At 74.1% G+C, this 22,398-nt stretch carries 21 protein-coding genes and 1 riboswitch; of the genes, 15 read left to right on the top strand and 6 right to left on the bottom strand.

Annotation, left to right across the window (positions count from 1 at the left end; all coding sequences use genetic code 11):
- Positions 1-5 precede the first annotated feature (5 nt).
- Both OG556_RS09215 and OG556_RS09210 read right to left on the bottom strand, forming a co-directional pair.
- Complete coding sequence (locus OG556_RS09215; RefSeq protein ID WP_063347281.1) at positions 6-287, bottom strand: Lrp/AsnC ligand binding domain-containing protein; 282 nt, start codon at positions 285-287, stop codon at positions 6-8.
- Between the two features lie 41 nt (positions 288-328).
- Complete coding sequence (locus tag OG556_RS09210; protein ID WP_371516700.1) at positions 329-1,111, bottom strand: rhomboid family intramembrane serine protease; 783 nt, start codon at positions 1,109-1,111, stop codon at positions 329-331.
- Between the two features lie 201 nt (positions 1,112-1,312).
- On the opposite strand from OG556_RS09210, the gene OG556_RS09205 reads away from it, so the two are divergent.
- From OG556_RS09205 to OG556_RS09180, 6 genes are all read left to right on the top strand, one after another.
- A complete protein-coding gene (locus tag OG556_RS09205) occupies positions 1,313-1,576 on the top strand; it encodes a hypothetical protein (protein ID WP_371516699.1) in 264 nt (87 codons plus the stop codon).
- A 288-nt stretch (positions 1,577-1,864) separates the two neighbouring features.
- Positions 1,865-3,226: an NYN domain-containing protein gene (locus tag OG556_RS09200; protein WP_371522636.1), complete on the top strand. Its 1,362-nt coding sequence runs from the start codon at positions 1,865-1,867 to the stop codon at positions 3,224-3,226.
- Positions 3,227-3,426: 200 nt separating this feature from the next.
- On the top strand, positions 3,427-4,461 hold the full coding sequence (locus tag OG556_RS09195) for an NlpC/P60 family protein (protein WP_371516698.1): 1,035 nt from the start codon (positions 3,427-3,429) through the stop codon (positions 4,459-4,461).
- Positions 4,462-4,798: 337 nt separating this feature from the next.
- A riboswitch (cyclic di-AMP (ydaO/yuaA leader) is annotated at positions 4,799-4,948 on the top strand.
- Between the two features lie 10 nt (positions 4,949-4,958).
- Positions 4,959-6,104: an NlpC/P60 family protein gene (locus OG556_RS09190; protein WP_371516697.1), complete on the top strand. Its 1,146-nt coding sequence runs from the start codon at positions 4,959-4,961 to the stop codon at positions 6,102-6,104.
- A 227-nt stretch (positions 6,105-6,331) separates the two neighbouring features.
- Complete coding sequence (locus OG556_RS09185; RefSeq protein WP_371516696.1) at positions 6,332-7,378, top strand: NlpC/P60 family protein; 1,047 nt, start codon at positions 6,332-6,334, stop codon at positions 7,376-7,378.
- A 77-nt stretch (positions 7,379-7,455) separates the two neighbouring features.
- Positions 7,456-8,598 carry a hypothetical protein gene (locus OG556_RS09180; protein ID WP_371516695.1) on the top strand — a complete coding sequence of 381 codons (1,143 nt, stop codon included), beginning with the start codon at positions 7,456-7,458 and terminating at the stop codon, positions 8,596-8,598.
- Positions 8,599-8,611: 13 nt separating this feature from the next.
- On the opposite strand, the gene OG556_RS09175 is transcribed toward OG556_RS09180, so the two are convergent.
- The gene (locus OG556_RS09175; RefSeq protein ID WP_371516694.1) at positions 8,612-10,051 is read right to left on the bottom strand and encodes a glycosyltransferase 87 family protein; all 1,440 of its coding nucleotides are present in this window, start codon (positions 10,049-10,051) and stop codon (positions 8,612-8,614) included.
- 244 nt (positions 10,052-10,295) lie between these two features.
- Here OG556_RS09175 and OG556_RS09170 point away from each other — a divergent pair, with 244 nt between their 5' ends.
- A complete protein-coding gene (locus tag OG556_RS09170; RefSeq protein ID WP_363582986.1) occupies positions 10,296-11,432 on the top strand; it encodes a glycosyltransferase family 4 protein in 1,137 nt (378 codons plus the stop codon).
- 62 nt (positions 11,433-11,494) lie between these two features.
- On the opposite strand, the gene OG556_RS09165 is transcribed toward OG556_RS09170, so the two are convergent.
- Positions 11,495-13,288: a long-chain fatty acid--CoA ligase gene (locus OG556_RS09165; protein WP_371516693.1), complete on the bottom strand. Its 1,794-nt coding sequence runs from the start codon at positions 13,286-13,288 to the stop codon at positions 11,495-11,497.
- 325 nt (positions 13,289-13,613) lie between these two features.
- Here OG556_RS09165 and OG556_RS09160 point away from each other — a divergent pair, with 325 nt between their 5' ends.
- The 5 genes from OG556_RS09160 (at position 13,614) to OG556_RS09140 (ending at position 17,765) form a co-directional block, all read left to right on the top strand.
- Positions 13,614-14,075: an SRPBCC family protein gene (locus OG556_RS09160; protein WP_350884431.1), complete on the top strand. Its 462-nt coding sequence runs from the start codon at positions 13,614-13,616 to the stop codon at positions 14,073-14,075.
- Between the two features lie 24 nt (positions 14,076-14,099).
- A complete protein-coding gene (locus tag OG556_RS09155) occupies positions 14,100-15,272 on the top strand; it encodes an ArsA family ATPase (RefSeq protein ID WP_371516692.1) in 1,173 nt (390 codons plus the stop codon).
- An 85-nt stretch (positions 15,273-15,357) separates the two neighbouring features.
- Positions 15,358-15,735 (top strand): DUF5304 family protein, encoded by a 378-nt coding sequence (locus tag OG556_RS09150; RefSeq protein WP_371516691.1) that lies wholly within the window; start codon positions 15,358-15,360, stop codon positions 15,733-15,735.
- A 193-nt stretch (positions 15,736-15,928) separates the two neighbouring features.
- Entirely contained in the window at positions 15,929-16,873 is a 945-nt protein-coding gene (locus OG556_RS09145) for an ROK family glucokinase (protein WP_371516690.1), read from the top strand.
- Between the two features lie 133 nt (positions 16,874-17,006).
- Complete coding sequence (locus OG556_RS09140) at positions 17,007-17,765, top strand: endonuclease/exonuclease/phosphatase family protein (RefSeq protein WP_371516689.1); 759 nt, start codon at positions 17,007-17,009, stop codon at positions 17,763-17,765.
- Here the strand turns inward: OG556_RS09140 and OG556_RS09135 are convergent.
- Together OG556_RS09135 and OG556_RS09130 are read right to left on the bottom strand one after the other, a co-directional pair.
- A complete protein-coding gene (locus tag OG556_RS09135; RefSeq protein ID WP_371516688.1) occupies positions 17,762-18,520 on the bottom strand; it encodes a hypothetical protein in 759 nt (252 codons plus the stop codon). The two genes, OG556_RS09140 and OG556_RS09135, sit on opposite strands and share 4 nt — an antisense overlap.
- Before the next feature lie 10 nt (positions 18,521-18,530).
- Positions 18,531-19,325, bottom strand: coding sequence for an alpha/beta hydrolase (locus OG556_RS09130; protein WP_371516687.1), 795 nt, complete (start codon positions 19,323-19,325; stop codon positions 18,531-18,533).
- Positions 19,326-19,581: 256 nt separating this feature from the next.
- Here OG556_RS09130 and OG556_RS09125 point away from each other — a divergent pair, with 256 nt between their 5' ends.
- The 3 genes from OG556_RS09125 to OG556_RS09115 are packed head-to-tail and all read left to right on the top strand — an operon-like array spanning position 19,582 to position 22,363.
- Positions 19,582-20,415 carry a lysophospholipid acyltransferase family protein gene (locus OG556_RS09125; RefSeq protein WP_371516686.1) on the top strand — a complete coding sequence of 278 codons (834 nt, stop codon included), beginning with the start codon at positions 19,582-19,584 and terminating at the stop codon, positions 20,413-20,415.
- A gap of 36 nt (positions 20,416-20,451) precedes the next feature.
- The gene (gene macS / locus OG556_RS09120) at positions 20,452-21,705 is read left to right on the top strand and encodes a MacS family sensor histidine kinase (protein ID WP_371516685.1); all 1,254 of its coding nucleotides are present in this window, start codon (positions 20,452-20,454) and stop codon (positions 21,703-21,705) included.
- Positions 21,683-22,363, top strand: coding sequence for a response regulator (locus OG556_RS09115; protein ID WP_371516684.1), 681 nt, complete (start codon positions 21,683-21,685; stop codon positions 22,361-22,363). The genes macS and OG556_RS09115 overlap by 23 nt, the downstream gene beginning before the upstream one ends.
- Positions 22,364-22,398 lie beyond the last annotated feature (35 nt).

Below are 22,398 nucleotides of genomic sequence, written 5' to 3'. Positions count from 1 at the left end.
GGGGCCTACTCGTCCAGGCCGAGGGCGAAGGCGGCCTCGAGGTCGTGCTGGGAGTAGGTGCGGAAGGCGATCTGGGTCTCGGTGTGGGCCACGCCCGGGACCTTGTTCAGCCGGCCCGGGATGACCGCGGCCAGATCGTCGTGCCGGCGCACCCGGACCATCGCCACCAGGTCGTAGCCACCGGTCACCGAGTACACCTCGCTGACGCCCTCGATGGCCGCGATGGCCTCGGCGATCTCCGGGATGCGGTCGACACTGGTCTTGATCAGGACGATGGCGGTGATCACTGTTCGGGCTCCTTTGTGGGGTGCCGCCAGCGTATCGGGCGTCAGCCGGGTCGTCTCGGGTGGTGGCTGACCGCCGTGCAGGCGTGGAGGAAGCCCGCCGAGAAGCCGATCACGTGGACCAGATAGGCCACGCCGGGCCCGGCCGAGTGGACCGACCACCACTGGAGGGCGAACCAGAGGCCGAGCACCAGCCAGGCCGGGAAGCGCAGCGGCAGGAACAGCAGCAGCGGGACGAGCGTCGTCACCCGGGCGCGCGGATGGAAGCGCAGGTAGGCGCCGAGGACGGCGGAGATCGCGCCGGAGGCGCCGATCAGCACCAGGGTGGAGCCCGGGGAGTGCGCCTCGGCGAGGGCGAACCCGTACGTGGCCAGGCTGCCGGCGGCCAGGTAGAAGACGGCGAACCGGGCCCGGCCCAGCCGCTGTTCGACGGTGGGGCCGAAGACGTGGAGGAAGAGCAGGTTGCCCAGCAGGTGCAGCCAGCCGGCGTGCACGAAGAGCCCGGTGAGGACGGACAGCGCCGGGTGCTTGCCCGGGGTGGGCGCGGCCGGGCAGCCCGGGGCCGGGTCGGGGGCCTGGGCCAGCTGCTCGGCGGTCAGTGGCCGGCCGGCCAGCACCTCGGCGGGGATGACGCCCCAGTGCTGCTCGTACCGCTGCTCCGCGCAGAGCCGGGACTGGCCGGTGCCGTACAGCGGGTTGAGCCCGGCGGCCGGGCCCAGCAGGAACACCAGGGTGTTGAGCGCGATCAGGGCGTAGGTGACCGCCGGGGCGGGCACGGACGGGTGCTCGCCCCGCGCGTCGGTGTGCCCGGGGGCCGTCAGTGCCATGCGGCCAAGCATCCCTCCGTGTCGGGCGTGTGACACGGCCTTGTACGGCAGGTGGACTAGCCCGCTCGTTCTCCTGACCGGTGGCCGGGATGGTTGCCCCAGGCAATAGGCTTGGGGCGGGCATTCCCGCCTCCCGCCGCCGACGCCGGGGCTCCGGGGGGAGCGCCTGGCCCACCCAGGGACCACCCGAGAGGACCCCCGATGACCGTCCCCGCCCTGACCGCCGAGACGCGCTGGCGCTGCACCCTGTGCGGAAACCTCACCCGCTTCGACGTGACCCGCACCGCGCGGGTCACCGAGTTCCTGCACTTCGACCTGGCCGGCGAGTCCAAGGTCGAGGAGACCGAGGTGCTGAGCGAGACGATCGAGTCGGTGCGCTGCCGCTGGTGCAACGCCGTGGACCAGGTCGAGCTGGTGGCCCGTCCGGGCGCCGAGGGCGCGGAGGCCTCCGCCGAGCAGGGCTGACGCCCGACGGCGCGGGGGGCGGGTGCGCGGCGCGCCTGCCCGCCGCGCTGGGACAATACAGACAGGACGCACGGAGCGTGACGACAGGGCGGCGGCCGCGGGCCGTGACCCCGTAGGACCAGGATCGGAGCCGAGGACGTGGTGGACGCAGCGAGGGAGCCCGCCGAAGCGCAGGGGCTTCAGCCCGCTGCGGCCGTGCAGGCGCGGGCCGCCGACGCGGCCCCGTCCGAGCCCGCGGCCGTCGGCGGGGCGGCAGGTTCCGGTGAGCCGGCGGGGCCCGATGAGTCGGTGGGCTCCGGCGGGGCGGCGGGTTCCGGCGAGGTGGCGCCGGAGCGTGCTGCCGAGAAGCTGGACCGGCCGCTGCCCGAGGGCGTGCGCCGGCGCGTGGTCGGCCTGGCCTCGGACGCGCTCGGCGGGCTGCCGCCCGGCGAGCTGCCGCAGAGCCTGCGCCAGTACGTCAAGTTCACCCCGGCCCGGCGGGCCAAGTACGCGGCCACGGCGCTGGCCGCGGCGCTGGAGTCGGAGCCGGCGTTCCGGGTGCGGATAGCGGAGCGGCTGAGGCTGGGCCAGCCGGATCTGGTGAAGGCGTTGGAGTCGGGCAGCGTCCCGGGCGCCGCCGATCCGATGGACGTCGCGGCCGCCGCCTACCTGGTGCGGTCGGCCGGCTGGAGCCGGCTGGTGGCCGAGGCCGGGGAGGAGGCCGAGCGGGCCGGCGCCGAGGGCGCGGCCGCCGAGGCCACCCGGTTGGTGGAGAAGTTGCAGGCGGAGCTCGCCGAGCTGCGGTCCGCCGCCCGGGCGGACCTGGATCGGCAGCGCGCGGAGTCCGAGGACGTCCGCCGGGAGGCAGAGTCGCTGCGGAAGAAGGTGCGCTCGCTGGAGAGCGACACCCGCCGGGCGCAGGCCGAGACCAGGCGGCTGACCGCCGAGCTGGAGGCCGCGAGGGCGCAGGCGGCCACCGAGCGTGGCGCGGCGGAGTCCGAGGCGCGGCGGCTGCGGCACCGGGTCGGCGAGCTGGAGACGGCGGCCGAGCAGGGCCGCCGGTCGGCCCGCGAGGGCCGCAGCGTCGAGGACATGCGGCTGCGGCTGCTGCTGGACACGGTGCTGCAGTCGGCTCAGGGGCTCCAGCGGGAGCTGGCGCTGCCGGTCTCCCAGATCCGGCCGGGGGACCTGGTGGAGGCGGTGGTGCCGGGCGCGGCCTCGCCGCACGACGTGGCCCGGCGCGGTCTGGCCGACGACGATCCGGCGCTGCTGGACCAGCTGCTGGCGATCCCGCAGGTGCACCTGGTGGTGGACGGCTACAACGTGACCAAGACGGGCTATCCGACGCTGCCGCTGGAGCAGCAGCGGATCCGGCTGCTGGGCGGGCTGGCGATGCTGGCCCAGCGCACGCAGGCGGAGGTCACCTGTGTGTTCGACGGGCAGGACCTGGACGTTCCGGTGATCATGGCGCCTCCGCGCGGGGTGCGGGTGCGGTTCAGCCGGACCGGCGAGACCGCGGACGAGCTGATCCGCCGTCTGGTGCGGGCCGAACCGCAGGGCCGTCCGGTGGTGGTGGTGTCCACCGACCGGGAGGTCGCGGAGGGCGTGCGGAAGGCCGGCGCGCGCCCCGTGGCTTCCGTTCTGCTGCTGAACCGGCTGGCGCGGCCCTGACGGCTTCCGCGACGGGATGACGCCTGGTCAGCGCCCGGTTTGCGGCGGTGTGCACATCCGGTGAAGCCTGCGGGGGAAGTGGAGTTCACGCCTTCGGGGGAGTGGCAAAACCCGTGGATCTTCCCTAGGGTGTGGCGTCAAACCTATTTTCCGGATTCTCACCTGATTGGGTGAGGCCGATGGAAGAAGGAGCAATTCCCTTGGCCTCGCACCGCCGTCCCAAGCAGCCGAGCCGCGCCCGGGTCTCCGTGCTCACCGCTGCCGCGGCGACCGCGGTCGCCCTCTCCGCGCAGGTCGCCGCGCACGCCGCGCCCCAGCCGAGCAAGAGCGACGTCAAGGCGCAGATCGACCAGCTCCAGCAGGACCAGGAGCAGGCGGCGGAGAAGTACAACGGCGCCAAGGAGCGGGCCGACCAGCTCCGCAAGCAGTCCGACCAGCTGCAGGACAAGGTGGCCCGCAGCCAGGACGAGATGACCCAGCTGCAGACCGGCCTGGCCGGCGTGGCGGGCGAGCAGTACCGCACCGGCGGCATCGACCCGTCCGTCCAGCTGATGCTCTCCTCGGACCCGTCGGGCTACCTGGAGAAGGCGTCCAGCGCCCAGCAGGCCAGCGCCAGCGAGTCCGAGGCGCTCAAGGGCCTGCTGGACCAGCAGCGCCGGCTGGACCAGGAGAAGTCCGAGGCCGCCGCCGTCCTGGCCTCGCTCGACTCCACCACCAAGGACCTGAACCAGGCCAAGACGGACGTCAACCAGAAGCTGAAGGCCGCGCAGGACCTGCTGAACTCGCTCAGCGCCTCCGACCGCGCCGCGCTGCGGGCTCAGCAGCAGCAGGACGACCGCGCCTCGCGCGGCAGCGACCGTGCCGACCTCGGCAGCCTCCCGCAGGCCGGCGGCTACGCGGGCGTGGCCGTCGCCAAGGCGATGAGCAAGCAGGGCTCGCCGTACGTGTGGGGCGCCACCGGCTCGACCACCTTCGACTGCTCGGGCCTGATGGTCTGGGCGTACGGCCAGGCCGGCGTCTCGCTGCCGCGCACCTCGCAGGAGCAGGGCAACGTCGGCACCAGGGTCTCGCTGGACCAGGCCCAGCCGGGCGACCTGGTCATCTACGGCCCCGACCGGCACCACGTCGGGATGTACATCGGCAACGGCATGGTGGTCCACGCGCCGCACACCGGTGACGTGGTGAAGGTGATGAAGGCCGACGCGATGCCGATCAACACGATCCGCCGGGTCTGACGTCCCGACACGCCCGAAGGGCCCGTCCGGGCCTGTGATCCACGCCACCCTCGGACCGGGGGTGGCGTTCGGGTTTTGTCCGCAGCATGACGCCCCGATGAAGAGTGATCAGCTTTACGTACGGCGGTGATCACTATGTGTCATATTCACAAAAGAACTTTGGTCTTCTTCCGTCTTTTTTCTGACAAGGATTTGAACGGATCACGGTTCAGTTACTAGGGTCGTGCCCCGAACCACCGCACTCCCGATCGCCCAGCCAGGGTGGCGGCGGTGGTTTCCGTCGAGTTCGTGACGCAGCGGGGCGGGCCCAGTGCCTGCCCGACGGGGAGCCCAGCAGTCGGGGGTGCTGTCGAACGGAGCCGGGGAACCACGTTCCTCCGGGGTGAATCGGCGCCAGGTCGGCCGGTGGAACGGCCGTGAGGCGTCGTAGGGCACGCTTCCGGCCCGAACCCGTCAGCTCACCCGGTAGACGGCGTAGGAAGAAGGAGTCCGCCTTCGTGGCGTCCCATCGTCGTCCCAAGCCCGCCAGTCGCACCCGAGTCTCGATCATGACCGGCTTCGCCGCGGCGGCCGTCGCGCTGTCCGCGCAGTCCGGCGCCCACGCCGACCCGCAGCCGACCAAGGACCAGGTCAAGGAGCAGGTCGACCAGCTCAACGACCAGGCCGAGGTCGCGACCGAGAAGCTCAACGCCGCCCAGGAGAAGCAGCAGCAGCTGCAGAAGCAGGTCACCGACCTGCAGGACCAGGTGGCGCGGCAGCAGGGGCAGGTGACCGACCTGCAGGGCGGCCTGGCCGAGATCGCCGGCGAGCAGTACCGCAACGGCGGCATATCCCAGACCGTCCAGCTGATGTTCTCCGCCAGCCCGGACACCTTCCTGAGCCAGGCCGACACGCTGAACCAGGCCGGCGGCACCCAGAAGGGCCAGCTCAAGCAGCTCCAGGACGAGCAGCGCAAGCTCGACCAGGTGCGCTCCGAGGCCCAGGGCAAGCTCGCCGAGATGGAGACCACCACCCAGCAGCTGAAGAGCGCCAAGGACGAGGTCCAGGGCAAGCTCAAGGCCGCGCAGGACCTCTTCAACACCCTGTCCGAGCAGGAGCGCCAGGCGATTCGCGCGGCCGAGGAGAAGGCCGCCGCCGACGCCAAGGCGAAGGCCGACGCCGCCGCCAAGGCCGCCCAGCAGCAGCAGGCGGCCCAGCAGGCCGCCGACCGCTCCTCCCGCGACAACAACCGCAACGACCTGAGCGCGTCGCAGGCCCCCGCCGCGCCGGTCAGCAAGCCGAGCGCCGGCAGCTCGCGCGGTGCCGCGGCGCTGTCCATCGCCGCCTCCAAGATCGGCAGCCCGTACGTCTACGGCGCCTCCGGCCCCGGCTCCTTCGACTGCTCGGGCCTGATGGTCTGGGCGTTCAACCAGGTCGACGTCTCGCTGCCGCGCACCTCGCAGGAGCAGGCCCACGCCGGTACCCGGATCGGGAGCGACCTCTCCCAGGCCCAGCCCGGCGACCTCCTGATCTTCTACGGGGACGCCCACCACGTCGGCATCTACGCGGGCAACGGCCAGGTGCTGCACGCGCCGAAGCCGGGCGCGTCGGTCCGCTACGAGGCCGTCAGCAACATGCCGCTGACCTCCATCGTGCGGGTCTGATCCCAGCGCAGGTCCTCCCAGGCCCGGCCTTCCACCACGGAAGGCCGGGCCTGCGGCTTTTCCGGCGACTCGGACCGGTGTCCGATTAAGGGTCAAATATTCGGGTTGGCAGGGGTTTGGACTCGGTTGCCCGGACTCGCTAACGTCTGCCACCGGACTCCGCTTCCAGGGCCGCCCGCGTTGGTGCGGCGGCGGGGTCCGACCGCCGGATCGGAGCCGTTGCCGCCATGCCCGTGCACCGTCGTTCCCAACTGTTCGCCCGTGCGCTGGTGCTGACCGCGGCCGCCACCACCGCCCTGGGCGTGACGACGGGCGGCAGCGCCCAGGCCGCCCCCGCCGCGCCGGACGCGCCCACCCGCAAGGACGTCAAGGCGCAGGTGGAGCAGCTCTACGGCGAGGCCGAGCAGGCGTCCGAGAAGTACAACGCCGCCCAGGAGGCGCAGCAGCGGCTCCAGGGCGAGACGACCGTCCTCCAGGGCGAGATCGCCGTCGCCCAGGACCAGCTCAACCAGTTGCGCGGCGACCTCGCCACCGTGGCCGGCGCCGAGTACCGCGGCGGCGGCATGGCCCAGACCGTCCAGCTGATGCTCTCCACCGACCCGGAGGGCTACCTGTCCCGGGCCCGCACCCTCGACCAGGCCGCCGAGCGGCAGGAGGAGACCCTGCACGAACTGGCCACCCGCCAGCGCCGGCTCGACCAGCGCCGCACCGAGACCGCCGGCAAGCTCGCCGAACTCGACCAGGCCCGCCGCTCGCTCGCCGACAGCAAGCAGCAGATCCAGCAGCGGCTCACCAAGGCCCAGCGGCTGCTCAACAGCCTGGGCGTCGCCGAGCGGGCCCGGATGGCCGCCCAGGACGCCCGGGAGGCCGAGCAGCGCGCCACCCGGGGCACCGACCGGCTGGACCTCGGCACGGCCCCGCCCGCCTCCGAGCGCGGGGCGGCCGCGCTGGCCGCCGCGGTGGGGATGATCGGCTCGCCCTACCTCTACGGATCCACCGGGCCCCGCGCCTTCGACTGCTCCGGCCTGATGTACTACAGCTGGCGGCAGGCCGGAGTGACCCTGCCGCGCACCTCGCAGGCCCAGGCGTACGCCGGGCAGCGGGTCAGCCTCTCCGAAGCGCGGCCGGGAGACCTGGTGATCTTCTACCGGGACATGCACCACGTCGGGATGTACGCCGGCGGCGGGGTGATCGTGCACGCCCCCTACCCGGGCGCCAGGGTCCGCTACGAGAGCGTCAACGCGATGCCGGTCACGGGGGTGGTCCGGCTCTGAGCCCGGCACCGTCCGACCCCGACGCCCCCCACCCGACAGACGGCGCCCGCCGGACGCTGTCCCGGCGCGGTGCGCTGTTGCTCGCGGCCGGCGGGCTGGCCCAGCTGTCGTTGCCGCCGGCCGCCCCGGCGGCCTCCTCGGCGGCCGGGCGGGCGTCGGACCGGTGGGCGTCGGACCGGCGGGCCGAGGTGGCCGCGCTGCTGGACGCGCGGGCCCGGGCGCTGCCCTCCTGGTCCGGACCGGCGGCGATCGAGGCCGGCTACCGCAACCTGGTGCTCGGCGCGGACGCCGGGCCGGAGCGCCTCACGGCCGCCGCCGACCTGGCGGTCCGGATCACCGGGTACGACGACTACCCGGTGGTGTACCCGCGCCGGATCGACCTGGTCCGGGCCGGCGGCGGCTGGCGGGTCGACCGGGAGGAGAGCGCGAGCGGGCCCCCGGCGCTCTGGGACCTCGGCTCCGCCCGGTCCGCGGCGGGCGCGCACTGCCTGGTGCTCGGCCTGGCCGACGGGCCCGACCCGGCCCCCCTGGTCGCGGTGGCCGACCGGGCCGCACCCGCCGTGAGCGAGGTCTGGGGCACCGGCTGGCCGGGCCGTCTGCTGCTCGAAGTGCCCGCCACCGCCGAGCAGTTCGCCCGGCTGCTGGAGGTCGACCCGGCGGGCTGGGCGGGCATGGCGGCGGTCACCTCGGCCGCCCCCGGCGCGCCCTGGCACACCCCCGCCGACCGGGTGCTGGTCAACCCCGACACGTTCGGGCGGCTCAGCGACTTCGGCCGGCAGGTGGTCGTCACCCACGAGGCCACCCACGTCGCGACCAGGGCCGACACCCGGGCCTGGACGCCGCTCTGGCTCTCCGAGGGCGTCGCCGACTGGACCGCCTACCGGGGCTCCGGCCGGCGCCCGCAGCAGATCGCCCCCGAGCTGGCCCGGGACGTCGCCGCCGGCCGGCTGCCCACCGCGCTGCCCGCCGACCGGGACTTCACCGCGGGGGCCGACGGCATCGCCCAGGCGTACGAGCAGGCCTGGCTCGCCTGCGAGCTGATCGCCCGGCGCTACGGGCCCGAGCGGCTCGTGGCGTTCTACCGGGCGGTCGGCGCGGCCGACGGGCAGGGGGAGGACCGGGACCGCCGGCTGGACCGGCTGCTCCGGGCCGGACCGGGCGTGGGCCTGGCCCAGTTCACCCGGCTCTGGCTGGACGAGGTGGCCGCGCTGCGCGGTTGAAGGCGCGCGTCGTTCAGCGCCGTTGCCTGGCCGGGGTGCCGGGCCGCTGTCCGGCCGGGGTGCCGGGCCGGTCGATGCCGTCCAGCAGGTCCTGCTCGTAGGCGATGCCGGGGCGCACCGGGTAGGCGCCGGCGGGCACCGGCTCGGGCTTGGCCAGCACCACCGTCGCCGGGAGCTGTGCCGGCCCGCGGGTGGCGCGCCAGAGCCGGACGCAGGAGAGCACGGTGGCGGCCAGCAGCAGCAGGTTGCGCAGGCTGAGCACGGTGACGCCCCAGGGCTCGCTGGCGAGGATCCGGCTGAACATCAGCGGGAACTCGGCCAGCGTCAGCGGGCAGGCGAGCAGGATCAGCAGGGCCACCGGCCGCTGGCTGCTGCCGCGCACGGTCAGGCAGACGGCGGCGACGCCGATCAGCCAGACCAGGTACTGCGGGCTGATCACCCGGCTGGTGACGGTGAAGATGAGCAGCGCGCTGAGCGCCGCGTCGTACATGGTGGCCGCGTTGCGGCGCTTGGCGGTGAAGCGCCAGAGCAGCAGCCAGGCGAAGCCCAGCACGGTGCCGGCCATCATCACCTTGCTGATCACGGGGACCCACGGCCCGAGCATCTCCGGGGAGCCGTAGTTCATGGTGACCTTGCCGTCCCAGGCGTCCGCGAGCCGGGCGAAGTGCAGCGGCAGCGCGCCGAGCGACTCCACCTCGATGCCGCGCTCCTTCTGGAAGGCGAGGAAGCCGAAGGCGCCGTTCATCCCGGCCGCGAGCAGGAAGCCCACCGAGACGGCGGTGGCCGCGGCCAGCGTCCAGGCGCGGCGGGTGCGGCGGCCGGAGGGGGTGCCGATCAGGGCGAGCAGCGGCCAGATCTTGATGATCCCGCCCAGGCCGAGCAGCATCCCGCCGATCGCCGGGCGGCGGATCAGCGCCAGCAGGCCGGCCAGGGCGATCGCGGTGACGATGATGTCCAGCCGGTTGTAGACCATCGGGCCGAGCAGCGGCACGGCCACCACCCACATCCAGGCGCCGGTCAGTGCCCGGCCCCGGCGCAGTCCGGTGCGGACCAGCAGGGCGGTGGCGGCGATGTCGGCGATCCCGCAGATCACCCAGAAGGAGACCAGGTACGACCAGGGCAGCAGGCCGGGCAGCAGGATCACCAGGGCCGCGCCGGGCGGGTACTGCCAGGTCACGTCGTCGAACGGGAAGGTGCCGGTCTGCAGGACGCCGTACCAGGCGTGGTAGATCATCCAGACGTCCGCGGTGATGTCCCCGCCGATCCCCTTGATCACGCCGGTCATCAGCAGCACCAGCAGCGTCCGGGTGGCCAGCCAGGTGGCGCCGAGTGCGGCGAGCGCCCCGAACGGGCGGCCGGGGGCACGGGCCGGCTCCTGCCGGGCGGCCGGCGTCGGGCCGGGGCCGGCGGCGCCGCTGGGTGTACCGGACTCGGTGGCCGGGGCCAACTCCACTGCGCTCCCTCGTTCGTCTCGGACGTCCCACCGGAGGCGCCGCGCGACGGACGCCCGGGCGGTCGGCGGGGCGGGCGCGGCACGCTGGGCCGGGCCGCCACCGGCCGCCTAGGTTCTAGGACTGACCCGGGGGTGAAACGGTTGCCGAGCGCGGATCCGTTCCCGGCGGGTCATGGTGTTGACCTATCGTACGGATCACCCAGCGGTACACCGAGCACCCCCCGACAAGCGAGCCGTGGCCTGAATGCACCGAACCTTGATCGTCACCAACGACTTCCCGCCCCGCCCCGGCGGCATCCAGGCCTTCGTGCACAACATGGCTGTACGTCAGCCCGCCGGGAGCATCGTGGTGTACGCCTCCACCTGGCGGGACGGCAGCGAGGTGGCCCGCTTCGACGCCGAGCAGCCGTTCCCGGTGATCCGGGACCGGACGAAGGTGATGGTTCCCACACCGCGGGTCACCCGGCGGGCCGCCGAGATCCTGCGGGCGGAGAAGTGCGACTCGGTCTGGTTCGGCGCCGCCGCCCCGCTCGGGCTGATGGCGCCCGCGCTGCGCCGGGCCGGTGCGGCGCGGCTGCTCGGCATGACCCACGGGCACGAGGCCGCCTGGGCGCAGCTGCCGGCCGCCCGGCAGCTGCTGCGGCGGATCGGTGCGGGCACCGACGTGCTGACCTACCTGGGGGAGTACACCCGGTCCCGGATCGCGGGCGCGGTCGGGCCGCAGGCCGCGGCCCGGATGGTGCAGCTGCCGCCGGGCGTGGACGAGACGACCTTCCACCCGGGCTCGGGGGGCGCCGAGGTGCGTCGCCGGCTCGGGCTGGCGGACCGGCCGGTGGTGGTCTGCGTCTCCCGGCTGGTGCCGCGCAAGGGCCAGGACACGCTGATCGAGGCGATGCCGCAGATCCTCGCCGACGTGCCGGACGCCGTGCTGTTGATCGTCGGCGGCGGCCCGTACCGGGCGGACCTGGAGAAGCTGGCCGACGCCAAGGGGGTCCGGGCCTCGGTGCGCTTCACCGGCTCGGTGCCGTGGGAGGAGCTGCCCGCCCACTACGGGGCCGGGGACGTCTTCGCGATGCCCTGCCGGACCAGGCGCGGGGGGCTGGACGTCGAGGGGCTGGGCATCGTCTACCTGGAGGCCTCGGCGACCGGTCTGCCGGTGGTCGCGGGCGACTCCGGCGGCGCGCCGGACGCGGTGCTGGAGGGCGAGACCGGGTACGTGGTGCCGGGCGGCTCGGCCGCCGCGGCCGCCGAGCGGATCGTCCGGCTGCTGGGCGACGAGGAGCTGCGGCGGCGGATGGGCGAGGCCGGGCGGCGCTGGGTGGAGCGCTCCTGGCGCTGGGACCTGCTGGCCGGGCGGCTGACCTCGCTGCTGGCGGCCTAGAAGCCGGCTTGGACCTGTGAGCGGGCCCCGTCTCCTTCGCCGGAGGCGGGGCCCGCTCACGGCTACTTCTGGTAGATCGCCTCGATGTCGGCGGCGAAGTCCTTCAGCACGAGGTTGCGCTTGAGCTTGAGGGAGGGCGTCAGGTGGCCGCTCTCCTCGGAGAACTCGGTGTCCAGCAGGCGGAACTTCTTGACCGCCTCGGCGTGCGAGACGGCCGCGTTGCCGTCGTCCACCGCGGCCTGGAGGGCGGCCAGCAGGTCCGGGTCCTGGCTCAGCTCGGCCACCGTGGCGGTGGCGGGCTTGCCGTTGAGCTCCTTCCACTTGGGGAAGAAGTCCGGGTCGACGGTGACCAGGCAGGCCACGAAGGGCTTGCGGTCGCCGACCACCATGACCTCGCCGACCAGCGCGTGCGCCCGGATGCGGTCCTCGATCACGGCCGGGGCGACGTTCTTGCCGCCCGCGGTGACGATGATCTCCTTCTTGCGGCCGGTGATGGTCAGGTAGCCCTCGGAGTCGAGCGAGCCGAGGTCGCCGGTGGCGATCCAGCCGTCCTTGAGGGTGTCGGCGGTGGCCTGCGGGTTGTTCCAGTAGCCGGTGAAGACGTGCGGGCCCTTGAAGAAGACCTCGCCGTCCTCGGCGATCCGCACCGAGGCGCCGGGGACCGGCTGGCCGACCGTGCCGATCTTCGGCTTGTCCCACGGGTTGAAGGCGGTGGCCGCGCAGGTCTCGGTCAGGCCGTAGCCCTCCAGGACGGTGAAGCCGATGCCCCGGTAGAAGTGGCCCAGCCGCTCGCCGAGCGGGGCGCCGCCGGAGATGGCGTGGGTGGCCCGGCCGCCGAGGGCGGCGCGCAGCTTGCTGTAGACCAGCTTGTCGAAGACCGCGTGCTTGATCCGCAGGACCAGGCCCGCGCCGCCGGCGTCCAGCGCCCGGCTGTAGGCGATCGCGGTGTCGGCGGCCTTGTCGAAGATCTTGCCCTTGCCGTCGGCCTGGGCCTTGGCGCGGGCGGTGTTGTAGACCTTCTCGAAGACTCTCGGCACGCCCAGGATCAGGCTCGGCCTGAAGGCGGCCAGCTCGGCGGTGACGTCCCTGATGTCGGAGACGTGGCCCAGCTTGATCGGCGCCATCGCGGTGGCGATCTCGGCGATCCGGCCGAGCACGTGGGCCAGCGGCAGGAACAGCAGGACGGAGCTGTCGCCGGTGCGGAACAGCGGGGCCAGACGCTCCACCACGTTGCCGCACTCGGCGAGGAAGTTGGCGTGCGTCAGCTGACAGCCCTTCGGGCGGCCGGTGGTGCCCGAGGTGTAGACGATGGTGGCGATCGAGTCGGCGGTCGCGGTCGAGCGGCGCTCCTGCACCGCCCCGTCCGGGACGTCCTTCCCGGCCTCGGTCAGTGCGGCGATCGCGCCGCCCTCGATCTGCCAGGTGTGCTTCAGCCCGGTGAGCCGGCCGCGGACCTCGTCGACCACCTTGACGTGCTGGGCGGTCTCGGTGACGACGGCGACCGCGCCGGAGTCGCCGAGGATCCACTCGACCTGCTCGGCGGAGGAGGTCTCGTACACCGGGACGGTGATCGCGCCGGCCGTCCAGATCGCGAAGTCCAGCAGCGTCCACTCGTACCGGGTGCGGGACATGACGCCCACCCGGTCGCCCGGCTCGATGCCCGCGGCGATCAGGCCCTTGGCGGCGGCGTGCACCTCGGCCAGGAACTGCACCGAGGTCAACTCCTGCCAGCGGCCGTCCACCTTACGGCTGAGCACCGCGACGTCCGGGTGCTCCGCTGCGTTCCGGTGCACAGGGTCGGAGAGATTACCGCCGCTGGGTACCTGGTAGAGAGCCGGAAGGCTGAAGTCGAGCAAGACTGCTCCTCGTTCGCGACGCTGCGGGACGGCAGGACGTTACTGCCCGGTAGGCAGCTTCGACCAGGGGGGTCGGCTCCGGTGTTCGAAGTGTCACACCCGGCCGGGTCCGACCAGGCCGTGACCGGGTCGTTCGAATGGCACCCTACGACAGCCCTGATGTGACCGGCCGGTAGCATGCCCCGCCGCCCGGCGCCGGGCCCCCGCCGAGCCACGGCCCGCGCGGCCGAGCCGATCGCCGGTCGCGGTAGCCTGCTCCGGGCGGACAAGGCCGAGCACGCTCGACCGGACCGGCAGGCAGAGGGACGACGCGGAGGGCCATTCCATGGCGGAGCACACCAGGTCGAGCATCACCATCGACGCGACCCCGGCCACGGTCATGGCCGTGATCGCCGACTTCGCCGCCTACCCGGCCTGGACCGGCGAGGTCAAGGAGGTCGAGGTCCTGGAAGCCGGCGAGGACGGCCGCGCCGCCCAGGTCCGCCTGCTGCTCGACGCCGGCGCCATCCGCGACGAGCACGTCCTCGCCTACACCTGGGACGGCGACCGCGAGGTCGGCTGGACCCTCGTGCGCAGCCAGATGCTCCGCTCGCTGGACGGCTCCTACTCCCTCGCCCCGCTCTCCGGCAGCCGCACCGAGGTGACGTACCAGCTCGCCGTGGACGTCAAGATCCCGATGCTCGGCATGATCAAGCGCAAGGCCGAGAAGGTCATCATCGACCGCGCCCTGGCCGGGCTGAAGAAGCGCGTCGAGGACGCCGACGGCAAGAAGCCCGTCCAGGGCTGACGCGGCGGAACGGGGGCCGACGGCATGACGGCGACACGCACCATCCTGGTCAGCGGCGACGCGGGCGCGCCCGCGGTGGCCGCCGCCACCGCCCTGCACGCGGCCCGGCGCGGCCACCGCACCTGGCTGCTGGCCGCCGACGACCCGCACCGCGCCCTGGACGGCGTCCTCGGCACCCGCCTGGAGCCCGAACCGGCCCGCTACGCACCCGGCCTGACGGTCTCCCGGATCGACGAGCAGGCCGCCTTCCGGTACGCCGCCGGCGAGCTCACCGGCCGGCTCAAGCCCGCCCTCGACCTGCTCGGCGCAGAGCAGCTCGACCCCGAGGAGCTGACCGCCCTCCCCGGCATCGCCCGGATCGCCCTGCTGCGCGCCCTGCCCGCCGCCGACCAGGACGTCCTGGTCGTGCTCGCCCCGCCGCCCGCCGAGCTGATCGCCACCCTCGCCCTGCCCGAGCAGCTGGAGCGCTACCTGGACCGGCTCGTCCCCGAGCAGCGGCAGGCCGCCCGGGCGCTGCGCCCGCTGCTGGCCGGCCTGGCCGGCGTGCCGATGCCCGCCGAGTGGCTGTACGAGGGGCGGACCAAGGCCGCCGCGGTGCTCGCCGAGTCCCGCGCCGCGATCGCCGCGCCCGGCACCAGCGTGCGCCTGGTCGTGCCCGCAGACGGCCACCCGTACCAGGAACTGGGCCGGATCCGGGCCGGGTTGGCCCTGCACGGCCACCGGCCGGACGCCGTCGTGGTGCACGGCGTGCTGCCCGAGGGCGCGGTCGACTCGCCGGACCCGTGGCTGGCCGCGCTGGCCCGCCGCCGCCGGGAGGAACTGGCCGAGCTCGCCGCCGAGACCGACGCCCCGGTGCTGGCCACCGGACTGGCCGAGGCCACCCTGGAGGCCGTCGCCGACCGCCTGTACGGGGACGGGCCCGGCCCGGAGCGGCTGGCCCCCGAGCCCTGGCCGGTCGAGGACCGCCTCGCCGAGGAGGGCCTGCTGGTCTGGCACCTCGCGCTGCCCGGTGCCGACCGGGCCGAGCTGGACCTCGTCCGGCGCGGCGACGAGCTGGTCGTCGGCCTCGGCGCCCACCGCCGGGTGCTCAGCCTGCCGTCCGCGCTGCGTCGCTGCACGGTGGCCGGCGCGAGCCTGCACGACGGGGCGCTCTCGGTGCGGTTCGCGCCCGACCCGGCGCTCTGGCCCCGGGTCTGAAGCCCTTTCGGGGCCCCTACGGGCTGTCCGGTAGCGTCGGGCCCGAGGGCCGCGGGGTGCGGCCACGGCTGAGGAGGCGCCCGCGATGACCAGCACCGACGACCGGACCGAGCCCACCGCCGAGCCGGGCGGTCCGCAGGCCCACCCGTTCGGACCGGAGCTGGGCCCGCTGGTGGACGAGGTGCGCAAGCTCGCCTCCGCCGTCGGCCAGAAGGCGCAGGAGGCGAGCGCCGACACCCTGATCACCCTCTCCGGGCTGGCCGACCGGCTGCGCACCCAGCAGCCCGAGGTCTACTCCCACCTCGCCGCCGCCGGCTCCGGACTGGCCGCCGCGGGCACCGAGCTGCTGGCCGCCTACCGGGCCGCGGTGGCCGGCCACGAGCACCGCTGGACGGCCGGCGAGAGCGCCGCCACCGAGCGGATCGACCTCGACACGCCTGACGAGGCGTCCGCCAAGCAGTGAATCCGTAACCTTCGAACCGTGATCGCGTTGCTCTGGTGCGTGACGAAGCGGGCGATTAGGTACGACTTTTGAAGCGTAGCGGCGCGGTTGGTCCATGATTGTCTTCGGTTAATGTATGCGAGGCTGTGTACGGGGGGCAGGGTTGGGCGGTACCGTTCCGCCCAGCGGGAACGAGTGAATAGCTGAGGGACACATGGCTCTGACCATCGGCGTCGATGTCGGCGGGACCAAGATCGCGGCAGGCGTGGTCGACGAGGCGGGCGCGATCCTGGCCCGGACCAGGGTGCCCACCCCGGCCGATCCGCAGTGGGCGGTCGATGCCATCGCGCAGGCCGTGCGCGAGCTCAAGGAGCAGCACCCCGACGTCACCGCCGTCGGCGTCGGCGCCCCCGGCTTCGTGGACAGCAACCGTTCCACGGTGATCTTCGCTCCCAACATCGACTGGGAGAACGAGCCGCTGCGCGGCCGCATCGAGGAGCTCGCCGGCCTGGACACCGTCGTCGAGAACGACGCCAACTGCGCCGCCTGGGCCGAGTTCCGCTTCGGCGCCGCAGCCGACCACCAGGACATGGTGCTGATCACCGTCGGCACCGGCATCGGCGGCGGCATCGTCCTCGACGGCCGGCTGCACCGCGGCCGGTTCGGCGTGGCCGGCGAGATCGGCCACCTCAACATGGTCCCCGACGGCCTGCCCTGCGGCTGCGGCGGCAAGGGCTGCTGGGAGCAGTACGGCTCCGGGCGGGCGCTGCGCCGCTACGGCCGGGAGAAGGCCGCCGCCGACCAGGTGCGCGGCCGGCGGATGCTGGAGCTCAACGACGGCGTCGCCGAGACCATCCGCGGCATCCACATCACCGAGGCGGCCGAGGAGGGCGACCCGCTCGCCCTGGAGTGCTACGCCGAACTGGCCGACTGGCTCGGCCGCGGCATGGCCGACCTCGCCGCGCTCTTCGACCCGGGCGTCTTCGTGCTCGGCGGCGGCGTCTCCGACTCCGGCCGCCTGCTGCTCGACCCGGTCGCCAAGGCCTTCGAGCACTACCTCACCGGCGGCATCCACCGCCCGCGCGCCGAGGTCGTGCTGGCCTCGATGGGCTCCGCCGCCGGCATCGTCGGCGCCGCCGACCTGGCCCGCACCGCGTAGCCACCCCCCGAACCCGCCGGCGGCGGTGCGACCGGACCCCGACCAAACCCGGACGCGCCGCCGCCGACGCACGCCCCCGGCCCTGCCGTACGGTCGTCCCACGCACCACGTACGTACGGGGAGGACCAGGACCATGACCACGGCACCCGCCGGACCGCCGCCGCCCGGCCCGCGCCGGCTGCGCCTGCTCAGCTACAACATCCGCTCGCTGCGGGACGACCGGCGGGCGCTGGCCCGGGTGATCCGGGCCTGCGCGCCCGACCTGGTCTGCATCCAGGAGTCGCCGCGCTACTGGCGGCCCGAGGGCCAGGCCGCCTGGCTGGCCCGGAGCACCGGGACGGTCGTCCTGGCCGGCGGCGGCCGGACCGCCGCCGGGCCGCTGCTGCTCGGCCGGCCCGGTGCGGCGCAACTGCTGGGCGTGCACGACCGGCTGCTGCCCAAGACCCGCGGCCTGCACGCCCGGGGCTTCGCCACCGCGCTGCTGCGACTGCCCGGAACGGCGCCGTTCACCCTCACCAGCTGCCACCTCAGCCTGGACGCCGACGAGCGCTACGGCCAGTTCGAGCTGCTGCTCGACCAGCTCGGGATCGCCGAACACGGCATCGTGGCAGGGGACTTCAACGAGCACCCGGACGGCAGGGGCTGGCAGCTGCTGGCCGCGCGGCTCCAGGACGGGTACCCGACCGCGCCCTGGGGCGGCGAGTTCACGTCCGTCCCCGAGCGCCCCTACCAGCGGATCGACGCCGTGTTCGCCACGCCCGGGATCACCGTCCTCGGCTGCGGGGTGCCGCACGGGCTGCCCGGCGTCACCGAGGCCGACCTGCGCGCCGCGACCGACCACCTGCCGGTGCTCGCGGTGCTGGAGCTGCCGGAGGCTCCGGATAGGACCTAGACGACGGCTCCGTTGTCCGGGTCCTCGGGCTCGTCCTCGTCGCGGTCCTTCATCCGGGTCACCAGGGTGACGAAGCCGCCGAGGAAGGCGGTGATCCCGACCCAGGCCGGCCAGCCGGCGATCTCCCGCCACACCACCGCGTCGAACAGCAGCAGGGCGGGGCCGCCGAGCACCGCGAGCCAGGCGAACTTCGCGGTGACGTCGGCGGTCGGCAGCGGCGGGGGCTCCGGCGGGACGTAGTGGTCCTCGTCGGTCTCCTCGGCCAGCTCGAAGTCGCGCGGGCCCGAGCCCGCCGCCGGCATCACCGGCCGACCGGAGCGGGGGCGGGGCTGCGGGGCGAGGTCGGCGAGGTCGTCCGGGTCGGTCCGGGAGCCGGGGGCGTCCTTGAAGCCGCCCTTCAGCTCGCTCTGGGCGCGGAGGTTCTCGACCTCCGGCCAGTTGGGGTTGGTGAGGTCCACGGGGTCGTCGAACTGGGCGACCAGGGCGGCGAAGATCTCGTCCTGCTCGGCCTGGCTGCGCTCGGGGGCGCGCCGGGTGCGGGGCTCCGCGGGCGCGGCGGCCTCCGGTTCGGCCGGGCGCCGGTCGGCGGCCGTGGCTTCGGCGGCCTCCGCGGCCGGGGCGGTGACGCCGTCCGCCCCCGGACGGTCCGCCGGGGCGCCGCTCTGCGCGCTGCCGTCCTTCGCCGTGCCGTCCTTCGTCGCGCCGTCCTCGCGGGGTGCCTCGTCCCCGCCGCCCGCCGTGCTGCTCTCGTGCACTTCCGGCCCTTCAGCCATGGTGATCGTCGGATTCGACCCCGGTGACGCCCACCGCGTGCGCGGGGGCCAGCCGTCGGATGAAGTCCTGGCTGGCCGCGAATATTTCCGCCGCGTCGTGGTCCAGCGTCGCGACGTGGAAGCTGCGCTGGCACAGCCGCTCCGTCACGTCGGTCGAGGATATCCGGGCCAGCACCAGTTCCGAGTTGGCCGGCGAGACGACGTGGTCCTGCGGACTGCGGAAGAGCAGCACCGGCTGGGTCACCTGCGGCAGCCGCCGTCGGACGTCCCGCCACAGCCGGCTCAGCGACCAGGCGGCGTTCAGCGGCGTCCGGTCGTAGCCCAGTTCGACCGTGCCGGGCTTGGCGATGTCGTCGGCGATCCCGGGCACGCTCGGCACGAGGTGCCGCAGTACCGGCAGCAGCACACTCGCGGGGTTGTCCGAGCGCACCGACGGGTTGACCAGCACCAGCCCGGACACCGCCGGACCGTGCAGCGCGGCCAGCCGCAGCGCCAGCGCGCCGCCCATCGACAGCGCGCAGACGAAGACCTGCTCGCACTCGGCGGAGAGCGTCAGCAGTTCGTGCTCGACCTCGGCGTACCAGTCCTCCCAGCGGGTGACCTGCATGTCCCGCCACCGGGTGCCGTGCCCGGGCAGCAGCGGCAGCGACACGCTGAACCCGGCCGCCGCCAGTTCCTCCGCCCAGGGCCGCAGCGACTGCGGCGACCCGGTGAAGCCGTGGCACAGCAGCACCCCCACCGGTCCGCCGCGGTGGCGGTACGGTTCGGCACCGGGCAGCAACGGCATGGCGGACTCCTTCGCGGGCGGGTGGCGCTGGGGGAGGAACGCTGGAGGGGGAGGCTGCGGGAATCCGCATCGTCCCACGGCCCCGCCCGGGACGTACACCCCTCATGGCGGCCCCCGCGCGGGCCGCGCACCCCTCGCGGCGGCCCCCGCGCGAGTGCCCGTGGGAGTCCGGCGGCGGCCCGCCGGGGCGGGGCGGGGCGCGGGCCGACCCCACGGGGCATTAGGATCGACCGGTCCGCATAACAGGAGGCCCGGGTTGTTCTACCGACTGATGAAGATGATCGTCGCGCCACTGCTTCGGATCTTCTTCCGGCCGTGGATCGAGGGTGAGGAGAACATCCCCACCGAGGGCGCGGCCATCATCGCGAGCAACCACCTGTCCTTCTCGGACTCCTTCTTCTTCCCCGCGCTGATCAAACGCCGGGTGACCTTCATCGCGAAGGCCGAGTACTTCAACACGCCGGGCATCAAGGGCCGGCTGACCGCCGCGTTCTTCAAGGGCGTCGGCCAGCTGCCGGTGGACCGCTCGGGCGTGCGCGGCGCGGGCGAGGCCGCGATCCGCAGCGCCATCGCGGTGCTGGACGGCGGCGAGCTGTTCGGCGTCTACCCCGAGGGCACCCGCTCGCCCGACGGCAAGCTGTACCGCGGCAAGGTCGGCGGCCTGGCGCGCGTCGCGCTGGCCACCGGTGCGCCGGTCATCCCGGTCGCCATGATCGACACCGAGAAGGTCCAGCCGCCCGGCCAGGTGATCCCCAACTTCGGCATCCGCCCCGGCATCCGGATCGGCCGCCCGCTGGACTTCTCCCGCTACCACGGCATGGAGAACGACCGCTTCATCCTCCGTTCGGTGACGGACGAGGTGATGTACGAGATCATGCGGCTCTCCGGCCAGGAGTACGTGGACATCTACGCGACCGCCGCCAAGCGGCAGATCGCCGACGACAAGAAGAAGGCCGACGCCGAGCGCAAGGCCGCCGCCAAGGCGGAGAAGGCGGAGGCGGAGGCCGAGAAGGCCGCCGCCGACAAGGCCGCCGCGACGGAGAAGGCCGAGCAGTCCGGGCAGGAGCCGAAGGAGACCGGGTCGGCCTGACGACCGCGGGGCACGGCCCAGGGGAGGGGCGGAAGGATGACGGACGGCGAGAGAACCGGGGCGGTCGGCGGCGCGGTCGCGGCCGGGGGCATGTCCGTCGAACTGCCGTTGTGGAAGGCCATCTCGTACTTCCGGGTGCTGGCCCTCTGCTACGCCCTGCTGCGGTACCTCAACTCCTACCTGGACTTCCTGCACCCCGTCGCCGGCTGGATCTTCCTCGGCACGCTCACCCTCTGGACGCTCGCCAGCACCCGGGCCTTCGCCGGCCCGCAGCGCTGCACCTGGTACGTGCTCGGCACCGACCTCACCCTCGCCGTCACCGGCATCGTGATGAGCGGCCTGACCGACGACCCGGTGCGGATCAGCCACGGCGCGCCCACCCTGCCGACCATCTGGGCCGCCGGTACGGTGCTCGGCTTCGCCGGCAAGGGCGGCTGGCGCTGGGCGGCCGCCGCGGGCACGGTGATCGGCGTCGCCAACATCCTCGGCCACGGCGGCCCGACCGGCGACAACATCCACAACATCATGCTGCTGATGGTGGCCGGCTGCGCCATCGGCTACGTCATCGAACTGGCCCGCGCCAGCGAGGCGACGCTCACCCGGGCGCTCCAGGTCGAGGCGGCCACCCGGGAGCGCGAGCGGCTCTCCCGGGACATCCACGACGGCGTGCTCCAGGTGCTCGCCCTCGTCCAGCGCCACGGCGCCGAACTCGCCGCGCGGCCGGCCGAGGGCGCTGCGGCCGGTGGACGCCCGGGCGGTGACGCCGACTTCGCGGAACTCGGCCGGCTGGCCGGCGAGCAGGAGCGCGCCCTGCGGGCGCTGATGACCGGCGGCCCGATCCCGGCGCAGCGCCCGCAGGAGCGCGGGGCCGGGGAGCCGCAGGACCTCACCGCGCTGCTGCGCCCGTACGCCGACGAGCGGATCACGCTGTCCGCGCCCGGCGGGCCGGTGCTGCTGCCCGCCGGGGCGGCCGGCGAACTGGCCGCGGCGGTCGGCGCCGCCGTCGACAACGTCCGCCGGCACGCCGGGGAGCGGGCCCGGGCCTGGATCCTGGTGGAGGACGAGCCGCAGGCCGTCACGGTCAGCATCCGCGACGACGGCCCCGGCTTCGCCCCCGGCCGGCTCGGCGAGGCGGAGCGGGCCGGGCGGCTGGGCGTCTCCCAGTCCATCCGCGGCCGGCTGCTGGACCTCGGCGGAACGGCCGAGCTGTACTCGGCGCCCGGCGAGGGCGTCGAGGTCGAACTCCGCGTCCCGAGGAAGGGCTCTGATGACCGATCAGCCGACGACTGACCGGCCGGTGCGGGTGATGGTCGTGGACGACCACCCGATGTGGCGCGACGCCGTCTCGCGGGACCTCGCCGAGGCCGGGCTGGACGTGGTGGCCACCGCGGGCGACGGCGAGGAGGCCGTCCGCCGGGCCCGCGCCTGCTCGCCGCAGGTCGTCGTGCTGGACCTCAACCTGCCCGGTCTGCCCGGCGCCGAGGTGTGCCGCCAGGTGGTCGCGCAGGACCCCGCGGTGCGGGTGCTGGTGCTCTCGGCCAGCGGCGAGCACCAGGACGTGCTGGAGGCGGTGAAGTCCGGCGCGACCGGGTACCTGGTGAAGTCGGCCGGGCGGGAGGAGCTGCTGGACGCGGTGCGGCGCACGGCCGTGGGCGACGCCGTGTTCACCCCGGGCCTGGCCGGCCTGGTGCTGGGCGAGTTCCGCCGGCTGGCCGCCGAACCGGCCCCGGCCTCCGCGCCGGCCGTCCCGCAGCTGACCGCGCGGGAGACCGAGGTCCTGCGCCTGGTGGCCAAGGGCCTGTCGTACCGGCAGATCGCCGACCGGCTGGTGCTGTCGCACCGGACGGTGCAGAACCACGTCCAGAACACGCTCGGCAAGCTGCAACTGCACAACCGGGTGGAACTGGTGCGGTACGCGATCGAGCAGGGGCTGGACGACGACATCTGACGGGTCCGGCGGGTCCGGCCGCGGCGGCGATGCCG

The sequence above is a fragment of the Kitasatospora sp. NBC_01300 genome (assembly GCF_041435235.1).
In the GTDB taxonomy this organism is placed as follows: domain Bacteria; phylum Actinomycetota; class Actinomycetes; order Streptomycetales; family Streptomycetaceae; genus Kitasatospora.
This window is presented reverse-complemented; position numbering and strand designations above follow the sequence as displayed.